Source organism: Vicinamibacterales bacterium (genome assembly GCA_035699745.1).
Classification (GTDB): Bacteria; Acidobacteriota; Vicinamibacteria; order Vicinamibacterales; family 2-12-FULL-66-21; genus JAICSD01.
Genome location: DASSPH010000099.1, coordinates 133297 through 151618, shown reverse-complemented (window position 1 = coordinate 151618; position 18322 = coordinate 133297). Strand labels below are relative to the sequence as shown.

The following is an 18322-nucleotide window of genomic DNA, read 5'->3' as shown; positions in this document are numbered from 1 at the left end:
CTCGAATCAGCGAGTGCCGCCCCCGGACGATCGCCCCGGCAGCGCGAGCTGGCCGCGGCGCGTCTCGTCGAGCGACAGCGCCAGGATCCGCATCGCTTCCTGGTCGGCGTGGAATCCCATCGAGTTCTCGGCCTCGATGAAATCGAGCAGGAACTGCGCGCGCCGCTGGTGGCGCCGCGCCTGCTCCAGCGCGCCGTCGGCAGCGCCGCCCGCCCGCGCGCCCTTGATGTCGCCGATCAGCGCGACGAGCGCGTCCATCGCGACGTTGCGCACCTGGAACGTCCGGTCCTGAATCGTTTCGACGCGCGCCTTCAGCTCTTCTTCGGGCCAGCGGTGGCAGGTCTGGCAGGCGCGGTTGATGTTGAGCAGCGGACTGCGCACGTGATGATCGCTGACCTTCATCGCCCCTACGCGTTGATACGGCATGTGACAGTCCGCGCAGGCGACGCCGGATCGCGCGTGCACGCCCTGGTTCCACATCTCGAACTCGGGGTGCTGCGCCTTGAGCGCCGGCGCGCCGCTCTCGGCGTGCGTCCAGTCCTTGAAGCCTGACTCTTCGTAGTAGGCGAGGATCTCGTCGGCCTTGAGCCCCTTGTCCCATGGATAGGTCAAGCGCTTTTCCGGACCCTTGAAGTAGTACTCGACGTGGCACTGGCCGCAGACGTAGGCGCGCATCTCCTGCCGCGTGGCGTCGCGGTTGACGTCGTAGCCGGCGGCCCCCTGCGCCGCCTTCACCTTCGCAATCCCCTCGAGGAACCCGGGCCGGGTCACGCGCAGCTGCATCGTCGATGGATCGTGGCAGTCGATGCACGCGACCGGATGCGTCACCTTCGTCCGCGCCTCCTGATACGTCATCCGGTTCATCGTCTCGAACCCTTTGATCAGGTCGCCGCCGCCGAGCTGCTTGTACGGCACGTAGACCGACGCGTGGCAATGCATGCAGGTGCCGGGCTGCTGCGACGCGATCTGGCGTTCGGTGAAGGTCTGGTCCTCGAGCATGTAGGCGTGCCCGCGTTCCTCGCGGAAGTCGCGCGCGAACGCGTATCCCGCCCACATCGTCTTCAGCCGCGGATCCTCGGCGAGGCGCGACTGCGCGACGACGCTGCGCGGATCGGCCTGCGTCGGCGCCCGCGGCACCGCCTCGCTGCCGCCGTACCGCGTCCGGACCTGATCGACCGTCCGGCGGTAGCTGTCGTACTGCAGCGGAAAGTTCCTGCCCCACACCGCGGGATCAACCGTCTGGTCGTCGAGCTCGACGACGCGGTAGAAAGGGTTCCGCCCTTCCTGCTGCCGGCTGAAGATGTTCACCAGGAGCGCCGTGACCGCAATCGCGGCGATCGCGGCAAACGCGGCAATGAGGACCGGCGCTGGGATCGGGCGCTTCATTCGATGTGTCCTGCGTCGTTGTGGCACCTGGTGCAGGAGAGGCCGCCGCGCCCTGTCTCCATGTGTGCCGGATCAATCGAGGCGGTCAGCTCGCTGTGGCATTTGCGGCAGGCGATCTCGGCCACCTCGTGGTTGCGCGGCGTGATCCGCAGCGGATCGGGATACCGCCCCGTCGTGAAATAGAACGAGTGCCAGAAACCGTTGCGCGCCTTGGTCGTGTACTTCCCGACGACGCCTGGCGGCGTGTGACAGTCGTTGCAGACGGCGACGGCGCGGTGGCTCGAGCGCGTCCAGGCGGCGTAGTGGTCGCGCATGACATGGCAGTTGGCGCACGCCGCGGGATCGTTGGTCAGGTACGAATACCCCTTCGCGTAGGCGAATGTATAGGTGCCGAGCCCGAGGGCGATCCCGGTAAGGACCCACGCGATAACGACGAGCCGGGCCGGACGCGAAGCAGTCATCGACGAGAACGCGATCGGTTCTCGTTTCGTGCAAGATACAGTCCCGACTTGCCCGCGCTGACCACGTCCAGGTCGCCGTCCCCGTCCATGTCGCGCACCGCGATCTGAAGCCCGGCGCCCGCCTTGCCGCCGAAGTCGATGGTATGGCGCGACCAGGCGACCGGCCCGCCCGGCGTGCGCTCGAATCGATACCAATACATTCCCAGCGGCTCGTCGTCGCCCGCCGCCGCCACGTTGCGCGACTGGAAGCGCTTGCCCGTGACCAGATCGAGGCGCCCGTCGCCGTCCATGTCGGCAAGCGCGGACGCGTGCGCGTGCGACCAGCTGTGATCGATCACGTGCTGCTGCCAGGTGCCGTCAGCCCGCTGCTCGAACCAGCAGAGCCCGTAGCTGTGCGCGCTGGTCGTGAGGACGTCGGTACGGCCGTCGGCGTTGACGTCGATCGCATGCAGGAATCCCCACTCGGCCCCGCGCGGCGACGGGGCCGGCTCCGTCGTCGGGGGAACAGCGATGGGCGGCGGGGCGTTCGCGGAGGCGGCGCCGGATTTCACCGGCGGCGGAATCGCGCGCTGCTGCCAGTCGGCGGCGTGAAACGTCCAGTCGCCGGGCGCGCGCGGATCCGCGGGCGCCTCCAGCCAGCCCTGCGGCGTCAGGATGTCGTTGCGCTTGTCGCCGTTCACGTCTCCGGCGCCGATGCCGTGTCCGTAGCTCCGCTGGCTGACGGCGTGTTTGATCCATTTCCCGTCCTGGAGGTCGTACCAGGTCAGCGGCGCCTGCGCCGCGCCGGTGAACTGCGGCAGCAGGTCGTCGGCCTTGCCGTCGTTGTCCAGGTCGACGAGGAAGGCGAACTCCGTGGGCCCGACCGCGTCGATGAGATGCTCCGTCCATGCCTCTCCGCTCCGTCCGGGGTTCCTCATCCAGACGATGCGCCGCGCGAAGTAGCCGATCTGGATCACGTCGGTGAAGGTGTCGCCGTCGACGTCGAGCGGCAGGTCGCTGAACGAATCGACGTAGCCGCTGGCGACGGGAATCGCGCGGATGGCGCGCCTGGTCCATGCCGGGGCTTCGTACCAGCTCTCCGCCGACACGATGTCGAGGCGGCCGTCGTTGTTCACGTCCGCAACCGCAACGGACTCGGCGGCGCCGGGATCGATCGGCACCACGGTGAATCGGATGCCGGTCTGTGCGGAGCTGCGGCACAGCAGCAGCGCCACCAGTCCTGCCGCGATCGCCATCTCCTGACGGCCTCTGGTCATGTGCGGACCTCCGGCGCGATTCTACGTCCGCCTTGCGCTCGCGGCAGGGTTTCGGCGATCATCTGCGGCCAGCGGAAAGGACGTGCATGTCAGAGGGTCACCCCGTCGACTACTACGAGACGCTGCAGATCAGCCCCAACGCCGATCCGGACACCGTTCAGCGGGTGTTCCGGCTGCTCGCGCAGCGCTTCCATCCTGACAACAAGGAGACCGGCGACGCCGATCGCTTCCGCGCGCTGCACGAGGCGTACTCGGTGCTCAGCGTGCCCGAGAAGCGGGCGCAGTACGACGTCCATCACCAGGCGCTGCGGCAGGAGCGGTGGCGCTTCGCGGCGACGGCGAGCGGCGCCAGCGACTTCGAGCTGGAACAGCAGCTCCGGTGCACGATTCTCGAGATCCTCTACGCGCGCCGACGGGCCGAGCCGGGGTCGCCGGCGTTCACCAACTACGAGCTGTCGCAGCTGACAGGCCAGCCTCGCGAGCACCTCGAGTTCACGATCTGGTACCTGACGCAGCGGAAGCTGGTGACCCGCGACGATCAGTCGCGGCTGGCGATCACCGCCGACGGCGTCGACTACATCGAACAGAACCGCGACGTGAACATGCGGCGCCGCCTCACGGCGACGACCGACGCCAATCCCTGACCTTCCTGAAACGCACGCGTTTCCCCGTTGTCACGCCGGCCCGCTATCGTCAGGGGGGAGGCGTTCACATGTCCGAGGGCATCGCTCTGACGCGGAGGCGGGATCGACGGCGGCCGGCGCCCGGTGATCGGCCGGGGAGATCTGGACCCGAGTTGCGGGACATCCGCCCGCGCCACGGACCCACCCCGAAGGACGGAACCGACCACCGGCCGCCGGCCGGCGGCGTCATGACGGCAGACCGGTGTGACGCGGCCGCGGCGACCGATCAGGAGACCAGCAGCAGCGTCAACACGGTCACGTAGCCGGCACTGACATACGCAGCCACCAGCAGCACGCGACCGGATGCCGGCAGACGCCGCCACGAAAGGTAAGGATGAGCGCACCATGCGAGCGCGCGTCCGATGGCGACGTCAAGAGGCACGCCTTCCACCGGAGCAACATCGGTTCCAGCGAAATGCGCCGGAAAACCCGCGATTGCCGGTGAAAAGGTCTGCCCCCGGGGAGAGAAAGGTTCCGTGTCTCGGCAAATTCCTTCCCAGGACGGCGCTGCTGTCTTACTTCCAGCCGCTGGGGGTGCGGGTGAACCGGTCCGGCAGTTTCGGCTTCTTCGGCGGCTCGGGCTCGGATTCGCCGGACGCGGCGGCGATCTCGCGCTCGAGATCCTCCTCGTTGGGCAGCCCGGCGAGCTGGTCGACGAAGATCATCGACTGCTGCGACGGAATCTCGAACTTCCTGCCGCAGGTCTTGCAGGTGACTTCGTCGTCCAGTCTGAGCAGATAGTTGCGCAGCTTGGCGAACTTGGCGCGATCCACCTCGTCGGCCCCGGGCGGCAGCCGGTCCTTCTTCGTGCGGCGCACCCACCGGATGCTGTATTCGCCGGTGCGGCGGCACTTCGGGCACTGGAAACGTCCCGGCCTGGTCTCGTGCTTGTCGGTGAACAGCGAGCGCTCGTCGAGGGGCATGCCCTCATGGTAACCCGCTAGCGCGCCGCGATGTCGCCGTAGCTGCGGATCCGTCCGGCGGCGTGCTCGCGCAGCAGCTCGACCACGGGCTGCAGGTGCTGGCTGCTGGCGTCGCCGCTGCGCGCCGGCGCGGCGAAGCGTCCGAAGACCGACCGGATCAGCACGCTGTTCGGCGTCCGCGGCAGGCGCTCCAGGTTGGCCGCGAAGCGCCCGAACGTCCCGGCGCCGAACAGGTAGAACTCGACGTTCGAGACGTAGAACGCCGAGAGCCGCTCGCCGCGCGCCGCAATCAGCCGGCCGATGGCGATCAGCGCCGAGGGGCCGCTCAGATCGCCCGTCACCGGAATCACCAGATCGCGCGCCTGCAGATCCTTGACGAACTGGAACCCCTCCTCCGAGGCGAGGTAATTGGCCTGGCGTCCCGCCGAATCGGTCTCACGCAGCAGATCGCGGAGCGTGGGGTTATAGGACTGCGGCGGGCGTCCGGTGCTCTGAAAGCGCAGCGACAGCCCCTCGGCGATGAACCGCCCGTGAAAGCGGCCGATGGTCGCCCGATCGTCCGCCGACAGCGGCACGCCGATGCGGTTGACCGCGTCATCCACTCGCCTCGGGGCGGCCGGAGTGTTGTCGATGTATGCGACGAGCCGCTCGACCGGCGCGGTCCGCCAGCCGTCGAGCGCTGCGGGAACCGGACGCCCCGTCAGCAGCGCCAGGTACTCGACCCGCGTGCGCGACAGCGAGAAGAGCGCCTTGAAGAGCAGGTGGAGGAGCAGATTGTCGCGGCGGATGTCGACGATGATCGCCAGCGCGGGACGCAGGTCGGCGATGTAGGAGAAGTTCTGATCGGGGCCGACGCCGATGTAGGCGCCGCCGCGGATGTTGCGCCGCTGCAGTTCCGGAAGGACCTGCAGGTACGAGCGCTCGTTGGAGATCAGGTTGTCGGTGTCGAAGTAGCCGGGCGCCTCCGACAGGGCGGCGATCTGCGCGGCGAATGGGGACGGCCGCGGCGCCGGCGGCTGCGGCTGCGGCGCCAGCGCCGCGCACGCCGCGATGACGACCGCCGAGCGCACGCTCCAGGTCACGCTAGCGGCCGATCGCGAACACGTGCCGGTCGGTGCGGAGGAAGATCTGACCGCCGGCGATCGCCGGCGACGCAATGGCGCGCTCGCCGAGCGGGTTGCGCGCGGCGATCTGCGGCGTGCGTCCCGCCTTGACGACGACGGTCTCGCCGTTCTCGCTGACGAAATAGACGTGCCCGCCGCCGCCCACCGGGGAGGCCGAAAACACGCCGTCCACCCGCTCCTGCCAGACCCGCTGGCCGCTCGCCGCGTCGACGGCGGTGAGCACGCCCACGTCGTTGGCCATATAGACGAGCCCCTCGTAGAAGAGCAGCGAGGAGACGTACGGCGCGCCGGTGGCGACGCGCCAGAGTGTGTGCGTGCCGTTCACGTCGCCGCGCCCGCCCGGCTTCAGCGCCATGTATGGGCCGCTGCGGTAGCCGCGGCTGGCATAGATCACGCCGCCATGGAACACGGGCGTCGGCACGGCGAACCGGCTCGCTTCGCCGGCGTGCCACAGCAGCGTGCCGCTGGCGGCGTCGTAGGCGTCGATCCGTTCGGTGGAGTTGACGACGATCTCGGTGCCGAACGGCCCCTGCACCACGAGCGGCGTGCTGTACGACGCGCGTCCCGTGCCGCGATCCGCTTTCCACCGATCCTTGCCCGTCGCCTTGTCGATCGCCAGCAGATACGACCGCGAGGGCTGGTCGCAGAGCAGCAGCACCGTGTCCCCGTGCAGCACCGGCGAGCTGCCGTGTCCCCACTGAATGTCGAACGCCCCGTTCTCGCGCGCGAGGTTCCGCTGCCACAGCACGCCGCCCGCGCGATCGAGCGCGACCACCTGCCCGGTGCCGAACCACGCCACGACCATCGAGCCATCGCTGGCCGGGCTCGCCGTCGCCAGGTTGTGCTTGTCGTGAACGGGGGTCAGATCCCCCTCGGCGTCGATGCGGCGCTCCCACACGCGCGTGCCGTCCGCGCGATTGAACGCCTCGACGACGAACGTCGTCCTGCCGGGGTCGGGCGCGCTCGCCGCGCCGAGCGGGCGCTCGCCCTGGGCGGCGGCATCCGCGCCTTGCACGAGGCGCGGGTGGTTGCCTTCGCGGCGGACGCCGGCGCCGATCTGCGAGGTGACGTAGACGCGGTCGCCGCTGACGATCGGCGTCGACACGCCCGCACCGGCGAGTGCCGCCTTCCACGCGACGTTCTCGGTCGCGCTCCAGCGCGTCGGCAGCGACGCGGCCGGAGAGACGCCGCCGTCGGGGCCGCGCCAGCTTGGCCAGTCGCCGGCGCGGGACTGCGCGAGTGCGCCCGCGCCAGTGAGGAACGCAAGGCCGGCCATGGCCGCCGCGAAGCGAAGGTGCGTCGACATGCGCTGGATTCTATGCCGGGCCGGGCTCCGCCGGCTCAGACGCCCAGCAGCAGCTCGACCACGAGCTGGTCGAGGCGCTCGTAGGGCAGCCGGCGCGCCGCCAGCGCCTCACGATCGAATACCCGCACCTTCAAGCCCGCGGCCCGATCCGCCGAGTACGGACCGAGCGGCTCCTGCCCCTGTGGTTCGAGCTCCGCGAGCAGCGCCTGAATCTCCGCGTGCGCGCGGAACTGCTCCGCCTTCTCCTTCAGGATGAGATACGTGCGCATGCAGCCGCGCGCGAAGTCCCACACGCCCTGTTCGTCCTCCGTCCGGTAGGCGTGCGCGTCGAAATGGCGCGGCCCGTCGTAGCCGGATTCTTCCAGGAGCTTCACCAGGAAGAACAGCGGCTTGATCGATTCGGAGGCGAAGCGCAGATCCTGGTCGAACCGGCCGGGCTTCTGATCGTTCAGATCGATGTGAAAGAGCTTGCCGGCCTCGAGCGCCTGGGCGACGGCGTGATAGAAGTTCAGCCCCGCCATGTGCTCGTGCGCGACCTCGGGGTTCACGCCGACCATGTCGGGATGCGCCAGCGTCGGGATGAAGCCGAGATACGCCGCCGTGGTGGGGAAGTAGATGTCGCCGCGCGGCTCGTTCGGCTTCGCTTCGAGAGCGAACCGCAGCGGATACTTCCGATCGATCGCGTACTCGCAGAGGAAGTCGATCGCTTCACGGAAGCGGGCGATGGCCTGGATGGGATCCTTGCCCGCGTCGACCTCCGCCCCCTCGCGTCCGCCCCAGAACACGTACGTCCGCGCCCCGAGCTCCACGCCCAGGTCCATCGCGCTCATCGTCTTCTGAACCGCATAGGCGCGGACCGAAGCATCGTGCGACGTGAACGCGCCGTCCTTGAACACCGGATCGGTGAACAGGTTGGTCGTCGCCATCGGCACCTTCAGTCCTGTCGCCTCGAGCGCCTGGCGGAACCGCCGGACGATGGCGTCCCGCTCCGCGGGTGTCGCGTCGATTGGAACGAGGTCGTTGTCGTGCAGGTTGATCCCGTAGGCGCCGAGTTCCGCCAGCTTGTGCACGGAAGTGACGGGATCGAGCGCGGGACGGACCGCTTCGCCGAACGGGTCGCGTCCGCGGTTGCCGACGGTCCAGAGGCCGAACGTGAACTTGTGAGACGGGTCGGGAGTGTAGCTCATCGACCTGAGGCTATATCACGAAACGCGCCGCAGGCGCCGCCGCACGCCAAACCAGTAGACCAGGTAGTACCCGAGCACGATGGCGCCGGCGGACATCGACGTCGCCACGCCCGAGACCGCCACCCACGTCATGCGATCCAGCGTCGCCTGCCACGCCTCGTAGCTGCGATAGAAGCCGTAGAACAAACGTCCGGTCACCACGAGCGTGATCGCGAGCACCAGCCACCGGTTGGGCGTGTAGTACAGCCGTCCCGCGGCCGCCTCCCAGCGCGTCAGCGCCAGCCCCAGCGCACCCGCGGCCGCGCCGCCGCCGATGCCGGCGGCGGTGTAGGTCAGCGTGCCGGGAACCCAGCGGGTCGCGATCGCTGCGCTGACCAGGAAGAACAGCACCGACAGCAAGGTCCCGAACGCGTTCAGGCCAATCACCCAGCCGAGCGCGCGCCGGCGCATCGTCCCCATCCGGAACCGCTGGATCAGGGAGAACGGAATCAGCGCGATAAAGGCGAGGACGATGAAGACGCCCAGGAGGAGGAGAGGCAGGCCCGCATGATACAACTGGTGCATGCTCATTCGGCGCGCCGCGGCGGACGATGCCGACGCGTTGTCGGACCTGGCGCACCGGGCCAAGGCGCACTGGGGCTATCCGGCACACTGGATGCGCGAATGGGACGCCCAGCTCACCATCATTCCCGGGTATCTCGATCTGCACGACGTATGGGTCGCGGAAGAGGATGGCGCGGTGGTCGGGATGTGCGCGCTCGAGGACCGCGGCGACCGCTGCAACCTGGAGCACGTCTGGGTGGAGCCGGCGAGGCACGGCCGCGGCGTCGGCCGCGCGCTGGTGCTGCACGCGTTGACGGAGGCGAGGCGCCGCAGCGTCAGCGCCGTCGAACTGCTGTCCGACCCGTTCGCCAGCGGCTTCTACGAGCGGCTCGGCGCACGGCGGATTGGCGAAGTGCCGGCGCCGATGCCGGGCGCCAGGGATCGGACGCTGCCGAAGTTCGAGTTCGTGCTCGCGCCGCGGCCTACTTGAGAATGCCCTTGAAGGTCATCCACGGACAAGCTTCCAGCTTCAACCGTCCCGCCTTCACCGACGGATCTTCCGCCGCCAGCGCGGTCGCGGCGGCGACGTCCTTGACACGGTCCGGGACCATCACGCCGGCCTTGACGAACGGATCGTTCGCGAGCAGCGCCTTCGCCGCGTTCGCATCCGGCACCGCGGCTCGAGCTTAGCGCGTTCCTTGTCGGACGTCTAGGGGAGTAGGATGCTGCCGATGATTGCCGCCGTGGTGCTCGCGTTGTTGACGAGTCAGGATCCGGTGCGCGTCACGCCGGGCGCCGAGCCGGAAACGCGTACGATCTATCGTGTGCCGAAGGCGGGGGAGGTGCGCGTCGAAGGGCTGCTGCGGCGCATCGAGTGTCCCCCCGGGCGCCCCGTCACCTTCGTGCTGCAGAAACCGGACAAGACGCCGGTCAAGTTCACCGCTCCCACCCTCGGCTCGGTGGAATACATCGCGCACACCCCGTCGTTTCGCGGCCCTGTCAGCTGCGGCGGCCGCACGCCGCCGGACCGCGTGTATCTGACCTGGACGCCCTCGACCAGGCGCGTCGTCGCGCTCGAGTTCCTGCCGGCCGCGAAGTAGCGGCGTGCGTCAATCGTGCGCTCTCTCGGGGGCCGGCGCGGAGGTGTGGAAATCCCGATAGAACCGCGACGCGTAGGCGTCGAGCAGCGCGCGCACCCGCGCCTCGTCGGGAGACGCGACGATGAGGCCGGCGTGATGGCGTTTGTCGACCCGCATCACGATCTCCGGATCGTCGTACGCGCGCATGTCGGGATGCTCCTGCCGCGCGAGCGACAGCACGATGCCCGCGTATCGATCCGCCGCCGGCGGCACCGTGTAGCGGCCGTGCTCGCCGGCGATCTCGATCTTCGCCCACTCGCGCCACAGGTTGATCCCCGTCGCCGCATGGACGACGTCCGCGATGTAGGCTCCCCCGACGCGCGCGGACGTCTCGAGGAAGTGGATCGTGCCGTCGGCGGCGCGGATGAACTCGGTGTGCGACACGCCGCGCTGCAGCCCGAACGAGACGAGGACCCGCGCGTTGATGTCCTCGAGCGCGATCGCCACCGGATCGTCCGCGCCCAGCGTGCGGGTCACGAAAATGCCTCCCTGATGGGCCACCGCGAACGGCGGCGTTCCGTAGCGGCTCGCCTGCGCGAACACGACCGTCCGATCGAGCACGAGGGAGTCGACGTGATACACGTCGCCGGGCACGAACTGCTCGAGCACGAACTCGGGGCGCGCGTCGCCGAGAGTGTCGAGGATGCTCCACAGTTCGTCCGCCGATTCGATCTTCTTGATCCCGATCGCCGCGGCCTGGGCGCGCGGTTTCAGCACCCACGGCGGGGAGACGCGCGCCGTCCACTCGTGGATCGCATCCTGATTCACCGCGTGGACGAAATCCGGACAGGCAATCCCCGCCGCCCGCGCCCGCGACCGCATCGCCAGCTTGTCGCGGAACGCACGGCCCGTCGTCTCTCCCATGCCCGGCACGTGGAGGTACTCGCGCAGCATGGCGGCGGTCTCGACGTCGAAGTCGTCCAGCGCCACGATGCGATCCAGCCGTTCGGTGCGCGCCAGATATGCCGCCCCCTTGCGAATGTCGCCGGCCGGCATGTCGCGCCGCACGTAGTAGAAGGCGTCGATCGCCTCGCGCGGCCAGTCCGCGTCGCGCAGCGTCTCGTCGGTCACCAGGAGCACGCGGCAGCCCTGGCGCCGGCATTCTTTCAGGAACTCGTCTCCTTTTCGGTACGTCGCAATGCACAACATCGTCGTCATCGCGTCACCATCGCGGCACGGTCGTAGAGGACGCGGCTCCAGATTGCGCGACGAGGACGACGGCTGCCGCGATGCCGACCATTCGTACCATCGGCGAACCTTATCAGAACGCGCGGTCCCGGCTCAGCATCTCCGGCGCCCAGCAGACCATGTCCTGGCGCTTCGCAAAGTGGAGGAGCGGCGCCATCGACGGCAGCCGGATCCCTGCGGCGCCGGCCATCGTGTTCAGCGGAATCTCCGCTTCCGCTGCTTCGAGCGGCCACGGCGGATGGTGAATGTCGAGACGGTAGGCGACGTGCCGGTGATTGACCGCGTAGAGGCAATAGCGTTCGGTCAGGAAGTATTCGAGCGTGCCCGGCTGCGGCGGCCGGGGACCTCCGAGCCCGCGATACGTCGCCCGGAACTCGGCCGGCGGGTCGGGGCGGCGGCTTTCGTACCGGATCCGGCCCGAGTCGGCCGTGACCGCCATCTCGGCCGTGTAGTAAGGCAGGTTCAGGAGCGTACGGGCCGCCCCCACGGCGACCCGGTTGCCGGCGTCGAGGCTGAAGAAGTACACACCGGGCTTATCGCCGATCCGAACGTAGGTTCGGACATTCAGCTCAGGAAACGCGGAGACCCACGGCAGGGGGGGCACCAGGCGCGGGGCGACGTTGGTCATGTGGAAGGGCACGATCCCCAGCCAGGCCTGCCCGTCGAACAGATCCAGCTCGAACGACGGCGGGACCCGGTCGCGCAGCGCCCGGACGTCGACCGGCCAGTGCGCGAAGAGCAGGTCGTTCCAGGTCTGCGTCATCAGCCACGGTCCCGCCGGCATCGGCCACGGCCGGTGCGAGGTGTCGTCGAGGATGCGATGGTTGAAGTCGCTCATCGGTGTGTCCGGACGCAAACGGCGCGCCCGCCACGGCACGAGTCGTGAAAGAACCGGAGCGGGGATGGTGCTGCAATGTTGAGTTATAGCGCTCGTTTGCTGCTCGTCGTGCTGCTGGCCGTTTCGCTGGCCGGCTGCGAGGTGGTCGGCGGGATCTTCAAGGCCGGCTTCTGGGTCGGCATCGTCATCGCGGCGGTCGTCGTCGTCGGCATCGTCGCGCTGCTGCGCCGCTGACGCGGTCCGCGGGATCACCCGCCGCATCGTCGACTCCGGGCGACGCGCAATGCGTGCGTCGCCGCCTTCCTTCTGGTTCCTGCCCCGCGATTGCGCCCCGTGCGCGCCGCGCATCGACTACACTCTCGAATTCGGACCGTTCGTCCACCGCGCGCGTGCACCGCGGCGCGCCGGGGCTCGCGAAAAAGGGTAAACAATTCGCCGCGAGTGGTCGTAACGGGCGGCACACCCATTCCGGATATCGGGAGGACGAATGAACGTCGCAGGCGGAACACGTCGAGTGGCCGTGCTGGTCCTGTCGCTGCTCATGCTGGCGGGCACCGCCGGCGCGCAGTCGCAGGCCGTGAACGGCACCATCGAGGGGACCATTACCGATGCATCCGGCGGACTGCTTCCCGGCGTCACCGTCACGATCCGCAACACCGACACCGGCGCCGAGCGCGTCGTCGTCACGGACGCGAACGGGCTCTATCGCGCGCCGCTCCTGCCGCTCGGCGCGTATACGGTGGCGGCCGAACTCGCCGGCTTCAAGAAGCACGAGCAGACCGGCATCCCGATCACCGCGGGCGCGGCGGCGGTCGTCAACATCAAGATGGAGATCGGCGGGATCACCGAGGTCGTCTCGGTGCAGTCGGAGGCCGCGGTCGTCGATCTCGGCAAGATCGACGTGGGGCGCAATCTGAACGAGCGCGAGATCCACAATCTGCCGCTGGTGTCGCGCAACCCGTACAACTTCGCGCTGCTGCAGCCCGGCGTCAGCGGCCTCGAGAACTCCGAGTTCGGCGTGCCGCGCTTCAGCGCCAACGGCTCGCTGCTGCGCATCAATTATCAGATGGACGGCAACACCAACACGCAGAAGGACCGCGCCGGGCTGCGCCTGATGCCGATGTCGGAGGTCGCCATCGGCGAAGTCAAGGTCACGACCAGCGGCTACGCGCCGGAATTCGGCCAGACGATGGGGCTGGTCTACAACGCGATCACGCCGTCGGGCACGAACAGGCTGCGCGGCGACGTGAGCTACCGCTTCCGCCGCACGCCGTTCAGCGCCTATCCCTTCTACACCACGATCACCCCGCGGACCGCCGAGAACAAGCCGAAAGACGTCGTCAATACGGTCACCGCGTCGTCGGGCGGGCCGGTCGTCCGGGATCGCGTGCATTACTACGCCGGGTTCGAGCGGACGTACCGCGACATGACCAATACCTTCACCTTCACGCCGGCGCTGGTGGCGCAGGTGGGGCTGCCGGCGCAGCCGAACTCGGTGCCGGCGTATCAGAACGTGCGGTTCTTCCTGGGCAAGATCGACGCGCAGCTCGCCGCGGGACACCGGCTGACCCTCCGCACCAATCTGTTCTCCAACAACAATCCGTACAACGGCGGCGCCGGCGGCATCACGGCGATCGAGCGCGGCTTCGACTTCGCCGATCGCATGAGCTCGACGGCGGCGCAGTTCGTGTCGAACTGGGGCGCCAACCGGCTGAACGAGCTCCGGGTGCAGTACGCGCGGCGGCATCAGTCGCGCACCGCGCACGAAGGGGCGCCAACCGGCATCTCGGTGAACATCAGCAACGCGATCAACTTCGGGCGCCCGACGTCGGACGGCGAAGACTTCGTCCAGGGGATCACGCAGGTGCTCGACAACTTCACGCTGATCCGCGGGCGCCACAGCTTCAAGGCGGGGATCGACTACCAGTTCGTCGCCGATACGCGCGCGGTGGCGCTGACGACGACCTACACGTTCCCGACGGTGGCGGCCTATCTGGCGGCCGTGAACGGCACCAATCCGCGCGGCTACACCACGTTCGCGCAGGTGATCGGCGATCCGAACTTCAAGATGAACAGTCAGCTGTTCAGCGCGTTCTGGCAGGACGACTGGCGGCTCACGTCGGATCTGAAGGTCCTCTACGGCGTCCGCTACGACTCCTACTTCTACCCGGAGGCGAACGGCAGCGCGCCGTTTGCGTACTCGCGAAGCTTCAAGGATCACACCCACCAGTGGGGGCCGCGCCTCGGCGTCGCGTGGACGCTCGGCGAGAAGAAGGACCAGGTCGTGCGCGCCAGCACCGGCATCATGTACGACCAGCCGCTGCTCGCCGTCTACGAGAACGCGATCCAGCAGAACGGCCTGCCGGCCCGGACGACGTATTCGGTGGCGGCGACGGGCATCGGCGCGCCGGCGTTCCCGGGCACGCTGTCGAACCTGCCGGCCGGCGCGGTGCTCCCGGCGCAGTCGATCTTCGCGCCCGATCCGGATCTCGAGCTGGCCTACAACATCCAGAACAGCGCGCAGTACGCGCGCGGGTTTGGCAAGGCGTACAACGGCTCGATCGGCGTGGTCTACAACCGCGGCTACAACCTGCCGGTCATCACCAATATCAATCCGATCAACCCGATCGGCACGCTGGCGGACGGCCGCGGCATCTACAGCACGACGGTCAACGCCGGCACGCGCCTCGATCCGCGGTTCAACAACATCAACGTCGTCCAGTCGCCGGGCGAGTCGACCTACAAGGCGCTGCTGCTCACCTTCGGCAAGCGCTCGGCCAGCGGCGTGCAGTGGGACTTGAACTACACGCTCGGCAAGGGCATCGACACGGCGCCGCTCGCGGGCGCCACGCTGTCGGTCCAGGGCGATCAGCCGCGCTCCGATCCGCAGAACCTCGAGCGGGACAAGGGTCCGAACGCCCTCGACACGCGCCACTCGTTCAACGGCAGCATCGTCGCGATGTCGCGCGTCACCCGCGGCCCGGGCGCGCTGCGCCGGCTGCTCAGCGACAACCAGGTCGGCGTCATCCTGCAGTTCAACAGCGGGCTGCCGTTCACGCTGACCGGCAACCGCGACCTCAACGGCGATGGCAACAACAACGATCGACCGCTGAACGTCGGACGCAATTCGTACTATCTGCCGGCGCGGTGGAACGTCGACGCGAGGCTGTCGCGGTTCATTCCGCTGGGCGGCACCCGCCGCGTCGAGATCCTCGGCGAGTTCAAGAACATCTTCAACATCGTGCAGACCTCGGGCGTCCGCAACGGCGTCAACGTCGACACCGCCGGCAACGTGCTCTCGCCGCTGGTGTTCGGCACCGTCGTCTCGTCCCTGACCAGCCTGCCGGCCGAAGGCAAGGACTTCCTGCCGCTGAACGGCTACGAGCAGCGGAAGTTCCAGCTCGGGTTCAAGTTCGCGTTCTAGGCATGCTCATGAAAGCTCCCCGGTCCGTTCTGGCGTCGGGCGTCCTGGCCCTTTCCGTCTCGGCACTGGCTTTCGGTGCGAGAGCGCAGCAGCGCTCGCCGCAGTTCTTCGTCGAGCCGCTGACGGACGCACGAGGGCAGGTGGGGCTCGGCCTGGCGCTGCGGCGGCTCACCACCGTCGGCACCTTCATGCACACCACGGCGCATCCCGACGACGAGAACACCGGGATCCTCGCCCTCCACGCACGCGGCCAGGGCATGCGCGTCGCGCTGCTGACCGCGACGCGCGGCGACGGCGGCCAGAACGAGATCGGCCCGGAGCTGTTCGACGCCATCGGCGTGCTGCGCACCGAGGAACTGCTGCAGGCGCACCGCTGGGACGGGGCGGAGCAGTACTTCACGCGCGCCGTCGACTTCGGCTTCTCGTTCAGCCCGCAGGAGACGCTCCAGAAGTGGGGGCACGACGAGATCCTCGGCGACTTCGTGCGCATGATCCGCACGATCCGCCCCGACGTGGTCGTCACCTTGAACCCGACGGGGACCGGCGGCGGGCAGCACCACATGGTGTCGGCGACGCTCACCGCGGAAGCGTTCGCCGCGGCGGCCGATCCCACGAAGTATCCGGAGCAGCTGAAAGAAGGACTGCGCCCCTGGCAGATCAAGAAGCTGTATCAGCCGGGCGGCGGTGGATTCGGCGGCCGGCTGGGCGGGCCCGGCGGGCCTGGGGGACGCGGACGAGGACGGGGCGGTCCGCCTCCGCCCGCCGGCCAGGGTCGGGCTGCGGCGGGACAGCCGCCGGCTGGCGGTGATCTCCCGGCTCCACCTCCACCGGATCCCAACGCGAAGTACGCGACCATCGACACGTCGATGTACGACCCGCTGATCGGCTGCACGATCGGCGAGGTCGGCAGCGTGGCCGCGAGCATGCACAAGTGCCAGGGGCGGTCGCCGATTCAGAACTTCGGCGGCGCCAGCGGCGCGCGCTACCGCCTGGCGCTGACGACGATCGAGTCGCAGAGGAACAAGGACGAGACGTCGCTGTTCGAGGGGATCGACACCACGCTTGCCAGCCTCTCCCAGTACGCCGGCGCGAACGCCCCGGCGGGTCTGCGCGAGGGACTGGCGCAGATCACCAATCACGGCCTCGACGCGCAGAAGGCGTTCATGGGCTCGCAGGATCCGTCGGTGACGCTGCCTTCGCTGCTGCAGGGGTTGACCGCGGTGCGGGCGCTGCGGTCGGGGCTCGGCGGGATGGGCCTGGGCGACCTCGCGAGGTACGAGATCGACTTCCGCCTGGCGCAGAAGGAGCAGCAGTACCAGCAGGCGATCGTCCTGGCGCAGGGACTTCGCATCGACGCGATTGCGGACGACGGGATCGTGATGGGGAATCAGCCGGTTCGCGTCACCACCAGCGTCGCGAATCGCGGACCGGAAGGCGCCTCGATCAAGAGCGTCACGCTCACCGGCTTCGACGGCGGCGCGGCGTGCCAGAACCTCGGTCCGCTGCGCAGCGCGCCGGCGTTCTCCTGCGCGTCCGACGTCAGGATCCCGGCGAACGCGAAGCTGACCAACCCGTACTGGGTCCGGCTGCCCGAGTCCGGGCGCGCCGAGCTGGAGCCGGATTCGCCGTACGGACTGCCGTTCCGGCCGACGCCGTTCCGCGCGCAGTTCGAGTTCGACGTCAAGGGGGTCGGCGTGACGCACGAGATGCCGGTGCAGTATCGCTACGCCGGCGATCTCGCGACGGGCGAGAAGCGCATGGAGCTGAAGGTCGTGCCCGGCCTGTCGCTGACCGTCTCCCCGAACGTGATGATCGTCCCGGTGAAGGTCGCGGCGGGCGTCGATCGGCGCAAGGACGTGCGTGTCACGGTCGAGAACAACACCAAGGGGGCGGCGACCGCCAGCATCGCGCTCGAGGTTCCGGCCGGCTGGCGGGTCGCGCCGGCCTCCGCGCCGATCTCGCTCTCGGCGGAAGGGGAGACCAGCACGGTGCGCTTCACGGTGACGCCGCCCGCCGGGCCCGCGCCGGGGCAGTTCGCGCTGAAGGCGCGCGCCACCGGGGCGAAGGCGCCCGACCTCACCGGCGCCGAGCAGTTCACCGAGGGGTACCAGGTGATCGAGTACCCGCACATCCAGCGGCGGCACAAGGTGATCCCGGCGGCGACGACGGTGAAGGTCGTGGACGTCGGCGTCGCGCCGAACATCCGCATGGGATATGTGATGGGCGTCGGCGATCTCGTGCCGCAGGCGCTCGATCAGCTCGGCGTGCGGGTGACGATGATCGACAGCGACGAGCTCGCCTACGGCAACCTGTCGCGGTTCGACACGATCATGCTGGGCATTCGCGCCTACGAGCGCCGCGAGGATCTCAAGGCCTACAACCACCGCCTGATCAAGTACGTGCAGGACGGCGGCACGCTGATCGTCCAGTACAACAAGACGGCGGAGTTCAACCAGGCGCAGTACGGTCCCTATCCGGCGCTGGTCAGCAGCAACCGCGTCACCGACGAGACCGCGCCGGTGCAGATCCTCGAGAAGGAGCACCACGCGTTCACCTACCCGAACCGCATCCGGCAGGATGCCTGGGACGGCTGGGTGCAGGAGCGCGGCCTCTACTTCCTCGGCGAGAAGGACGCGCAATACAAGGACCTCGTCCAGCTCCAGGATCCGTTCGAGTACAACCCTGGGACGAAAGGCGGGGCGCTTGTCGAAGCGCGGTTTGGCAAGGGCCGGTGGCTGTATGTCGGGCTGGGTCTCTGGCGCCAGCTCCCGTACGGCACCGTCGGCGCCTACCAGCTGATGGCGAATCTGATCAGCCTCGGCAAAGTTCCGAAGGCGGCGGCGCCCGCGTCACGGTAGAATCGT

At 68.7% G+C, this 18322-nt stretch carries 18 protein-coding genes; 7 read left to right on the top strand and 11 right to left on the bottom strand.

What is annotated here, in order from left to right; genetic code table 11:
• Window positions 1-6: 6 nt before the first annotated feature.
• From VFK57_23185 to VFK57_23175, 3 genes are read right to left on the bottom strand one after another with little or no spacing between them, the layout of a single operon-like run.
• Entirely contained in the window at window positions 7-1386 is a 1380-nt protein-coding gene (locus VFK57_23185; protein HET7698639.1) for an ammonia-forming cytochrome c nitrite reductase subunit c552, read from the bottom strand.
• The gene (gene nrfH, locus VFK57_23180) at window positions 1383-1847 is read right to left on the bottom strand and encodes a cytochrome c nitrite reductase small subunit (GenBank protein ID HET7698638.1); all 465 of its coding nucleotides are present in this window, start codon (window positions 1845-1847) and stop codon (window positions 1383-1385) included. Before nrfH ends, VFK57_23185 begins: the two co-directional genes overlap by 4 nt.
• Window positions 1844-3103 carry an FG-GAP-like repeat-containing protein gene (locus VFK57_23175; protein ID HET7698637.1) on the bottom strand — a complete coding sequence of 420 codons (1260 nt, stop codon included), beginning with the start codon at window positions 3101-3103 and terminating at the stop codon, window positions 1844-1846. The genes nrfH and VFK57_23175 overlap by 4 nt, the downstream gene beginning before the upstream one ends.
• Window positions 3104-3189: 86 nt before the next feature.
• Here VFK57_23175 and VFK57_23170 point away from each other — a divergent pair, with 86 nt between their 5' ends.
• A complete protein-coding gene (locus tag VFK57_23170) occupies window positions 3190-3747 on the top strand; it encodes a DnaJ domain-containing protein (protein ID HET7698636.1) in 558 nt (185 codons plus the stop codon).
• A gap of 152 nt (window positions 3748-3899) precedes the next feature.
• Window positions 3900-4049, top strand: coding sequence for a hypothetical protein (locus tag VFK57_23165; protein HET7698635.1), 150 nt, complete (start codon window positions 3900-3902; stop codon window positions 4047-4049).
• Window positions 4050-4301: 252 nt separating this feature from the next.
• On the opposite strand, the gene VFK57_23160 is transcribed toward VFK57_23165, so the two are convergent.
• Genes VFK57_23160 through VFK57_23140 form a run of 5 tightly spaced genes read right to left on the bottom strand, consistent with a single transcriptional unit; the run spans window position 4302 to window position 8890 of the window.
• Window positions 4302-4709, bottom strand: coding sequence for a hypothetical protein (locus tag VFK57_23160; GenBank protein HET7698634.1), 408 nt, complete (start codon window positions 4707-4709; stop codon window positions 4302-4304).
• Window positions 4710-4726: 17 nt separating this feature from the next.
• Complete coding sequence (locus tag VFK57_23155; GenBank protein ID HET7698633.1) at window positions 4727-5791, bottom strand: hypothetical protein; 1065 nt, start codon at window positions 5789-5791, stop codon at window positions 4727-4729.
• 1 nt (window position 5792) lies between these two features.
• The gene (locus tag VFK57_23150) at window positions 5793-7139 is read right to left on the bottom strand and encodes a PQQ-binding-like beta-propeller repeat protein (protein HET7698632.1); all 1347 of its coding nucleotides are present in this window, start codon (window positions 7137-7139) and stop codon (window positions 5793-5795) included.
• A 35-nt stretch (window positions 7140-7174) separates the two neighbouring features.
• The gene (gene xylA / locus VFK57_23145) at window positions 7175-8326 is read right to left on the bottom strand and encodes a xylose isomerase (GenBank protein ID HET7698631.1); all 1152 of its coding nucleotides are present in this window, start codon (window positions 8324-8326) and stop codon (window positions 7175-7177) included.
• A 15-nt stretch (window positions 8327-8341) separates the two neighbouring features.
• Window positions 8342-8890, bottom strand: a complete 549-nt coding sequence (locus VFK57_23140) for a hypothetical protein (GenBank protein ID HET7698630.1) — start codon at window positions 8888-8890, stop codon at window positions 8342-8344.
• Here VFK57_23140 and VFK57_23135 point away from each other — a divergent pair.
• Window positions 8889-9359, top strand: coding sequence for a GNAT family N-acetyltransferase (locus VFK57_23135; protein HET7698629.1), 471 nt, complete (start codon window positions 8889-8891; stop codon window positions 9357-9359). The two genes, VFK57_23140 and VFK57_23135, sit on opposite strands and share 2 nt — an antisense overlap.
• Here VFK57_23135 and VFK57_23130 read toward each other — a convergent pair.
• Window positions 9352-9543: a hypothetical protein gene (locus tag VFK57_23130; protein ID HET7698628.1), complete on the bottom strand. Its 192-nt coding sequence runs from the start codon at window positions 9541-9543 to the stop codon at window positions 9352-9354. The genes VFK57_23135 and VFK57_23130 overlap by 8 nt on opposite strands.
• A gap of 48 nt (window positions 9544-9591) precedes the next feature.
• Between VFK57_23130 and VFK57_23125 the strand changes: the two genes are divergently transcribed.
• Window positions 9592-9969 (top strand): hypothetical protein, encoded by a 378-nt coding sequence (locus tag VFK57_23125; protein ID HET7698627.1) that lies wholly within the window; start codon window positions 9592-9594, stop codon window positions 9967-9969.
• Window positions 9970-9978: 9 nt separating this feature from the next.
• On the opposite strand, the gene VFK57_23120 is transcribed toward VFK57_23125, so the two are convergent.
• Together VFK57_23120 and VFK57_23115 are read right to left on the bottom strand one after the other, a co-directional pair.
• Entirely contained in the window at window positions 9979-11166 is a 1188-nt protein-coding gene (locus tag VFK57_23120; protein ID HET7698626.1) for a hypothetical protein, read from the bottom strand.
• 103 nt (window positions 11167-11269) lie between these two features.
• A complete protein-coding gene (locus VFK57_23115; protein HET7698625.1) occupies window positions 11270-12034 on the bottom strand; it encodes a DUF2071 domain-containing protein in 765 nt (254 codons plus the stop codon).
• 96 nt (window positions 12035-12130) lie between these two features.
• Between VFK57_23115 and VFK57_23110 the strand changes: the two genes are divergently transcribed.
• The 3 genes from VFK57_23110 to VFK57_23100 all read left to right on the top strand — a co-directional run bounded on the left by VFK57_23110 (window position 12131) and on the right by VFK57_23100 (window position 18316).
• Window positions 12131-12268, top strand: coding sequence for a hypothetical protein (locus VFK57_23110; GenBank protein ID HET7698624.1), 138 nt, complete (start codon window positions 12131-12133; stop codon window positions 12266-12268).
• A 253-nt stretch (window positions 12269-12521) separates the two neighbouring features.
• Entirely contained in the window at window positions 12522-15458 is a 2937-nt protein-coding gene (locus VFK57_23105) for a carboxypeptidase regulatory-like domain-containing protein (GenBank protein HET7698623.1), read from the top strand.
• Window positions 15459-15466: 8 nt separating this feature from the next.
• Complete coding sequence (locus VFK57_23100) at window positions 15467-18316, top strand: PIG-L family deacetylase (GenBank protein HET7698622.1); 2850 nt, start codon at window positions 15467-15469, stop codon at window positions 18314-18316.
• The last annotated feature ends 6 nt before the right edge of the window (window positions 18317-18322 follow it).

Excerpts from the sequence above, each read along its gene's own strand:
- VFK57_23175 (HET7698637.1), bottom strand. The coding sequence starts at position 3,103 with ATGACCAGAGGCCGTCAGGAGATGGCGATCGCGGCAGGACTGGTGGCG.
- VFK57_23135 (HET7698629.1), top strand. The coding sequence starts at position 8,889 with ATGCTCATTCGGCGCGCCGCGGCGGACGATGCCGACGCGTTGTCGGAC.
- VFK57_23115 (HET7698625.1), bottom strand. The coding sequence starts at position 12,034 with ATGAGCGACTTCAACCATCGCATCCTCGACGACACCTCGCACCGGCCG.
- VFK57_23105 (HET7698623.1), top strand. The coding sequence starts at position 12,522 with ATGAACGTCGCAGGCGGAACACGTCGAGTGGCCGTGCTGGTCCTGTCG.
- VFK57_23170 (HET7698636.1), top strand. The coding sequence starts at position 3,190 with ATGTCAGAGGGTCACCCCGTCGACTACTACGAGACGCTGCAGATCAGC.
- xylA (HET7698631.1), bottom strand. The coding sequence starts at position 8,326 with ATGAGCTACACTCCCGACCCGTCTCACAAGTTCACGTTCGGCCTCTGG.
- VFK57_23100 (HET7698622.1), top strand. The coding sequence starts at position 15,467 with ATGAAAGCTCCCCGGTCCGTTCTGGCGTCGGGCGTCCTGGCCCTTTCC.
- nrfH (HET7698638.1), bottom strand. The coding sequence starts at position 1,847 with ATGACTGCTTCGCGTCCGGCCCGGCTCGTCGTTATCGCGTGGGTCCTT.
- VFK57_23185 (HET7698639.1), bottom strand. The coding sequence starts at position 1,386 with ATGAAGCGCCCGATCCCAGCGCCGGTCCTCATTGCCGCGTTTGCCGCG.
- VFK57_23160 (HET7698634.1), bottom strand. The coding sequence starts at position 4,709 with ATGCCCCTCGACGAGCGCTCGCTGTTCACCGACAAGCACGAGACCAGG.
- VFK57_23125 (HET7698627.1), top strand. The coding sequence starts at position 9,592 with ATGCTGCCGATGATTGCCGCCGTGGTGCTCGCGTTGTTGACGAGTCAG.
- VFK57_23150 (HET7698632.1), bottom strand. The coding sequence starts at position 7,139 with ATGTCGACGCACCTTCGCTTCGCGGCGGCCATGGCCGGCCTTGCGTTC.
- VFK57_23140 (HET7698630.1), bottom strand. The coding sequence starts at position 8,890 with ATGCACCAGTTGTATCATGCGGGCCTGCCTCTCCTCCTCCTGGGCGTC.
- VFK57_23120 (HET7698626.1), bottom strand. The coding sequence starts at position 11,166 with ATGACGACGATGTTGTGCATTGCGACGTACCGAAAAGGAGACGAGTTC.